General features: G+C 64.4%; 1 protein-coding gene. It reads right to left on the bottom strand.

The genetic code is table 11. The annotated features are described in order from the left end of the window. Positions 1 to 1,174: elongation factor Tu (gene tuf / locus DSD19_RS13375; RefSeq protein WP_113669937.1), on the bottom strand; the 1,174-nt coding region annotated here is incomplete at both ends.

A 1,174-nucleotide genomic window follows, 5' to 3' on the forward strand; every position in this document is an offset into this window, starting at 1 on the left:
ACTTGATGATCTTGGAGACGACGCCGGCGCCGACGGTGCGGCCGCCTTCGCGGATGGCGAAGCGGAGCTTCTCTTCCATCGCGATCGGCGCGATCAGCTCGACCGTGAACTTCAGGTTGTCGCCCGGCATCACCATCTCGGTGCCCTCGGGCAGCTGAACCGTCCCGGTCACGTCCGTCGTCCGGAAGTAGAACTGCGGACGGTAGTTCGCAAAGAACGGCGTGTGACGGCCACCCTCTTCCTTGGTCAGGATATAGGCCTCGGCCTCGAACACCGTATGCGGCGTCACCGAACCCGGCTTGCACAGAACCTGGCCGCGTTCCACCTGGTCGCGGTCGATGCCGCGCAGCAGCGCGCCGATGTTGTCGCCCGCCTCGCCGCGATCCAGCAGCTTGCGGAACATCTCGACGCCCGTGCAGGTCGTCTTCTTGGTGTCGCGGATGCCGACGATTTCAAGCTCGTCGCCCACGTTCACAACGCCACGCTCGACACGGCCGGTCACAACCGTGCCGCGGCCCGAGATCGAGAACACGTCCTCGATCGGCATCAGGAACGGCTGGTCGATCGGACGGTCCGGCGTCGGGATGTAGGCGTCGACCGCAGCCATCAGTTCCTTGATCTTGGTCTCGCCGATTTCCGGATCGCGGCCTTCCATCGCCGCCAGCGCCGAGCCCGCAACGATCGGAATGTCATCGCCGGGGAAGTCGTAGGAGGACAGAAGTTCGCGCACTTCCATTTCCACGAGCTCCAGCAGCTCTTCGTCATCCACCTGGTCGACCTTGTTCAGGAACACCACCAGCGCGGGCACGCCCACCTGACGCGCCAGCAGGATGTGTTCGCGGGTCTGCGGCATCGGGCCGTCGGCCGCGTTCACCACCAGGATCGCGCCGTCCATCTGCGCAGCCCCCGTGATCATGTTCTTCACGTAGTCGGCGTGGCCGGGGCAGTCCACGTGCGCGTAGTGACGCGCCTCGGTCTCGTATTCCACGTGCGCCGTCGAGATCGTGATCCCGCGCGCTTTCTCTTCCGGCGCCGCGTCGATCTGGTCGTAGGCCTTGAAGTCCCCGAAGTACTTCGTGATCGCAGCCGTCAGCGTCGTCTTCCCGTGGTCAACGTGGCCGATCGTGCCGATGTTAACGTGCGGTTTCGTCCGTTCGAACTTTGCCTTACCCAT

Origin of the sequence: Rhodovulum sp. BSW8, from assembly GCF_003314725.1 — a bacterium.
Taxonomy (GTDB): domain Bacteria; phylum Pseudomonadota; class Alphaproteobacteria; order Rhodobacterales; family Rhodobacteraceae; genus Rhodovulum; species Rhodovulum visakhapatnamense.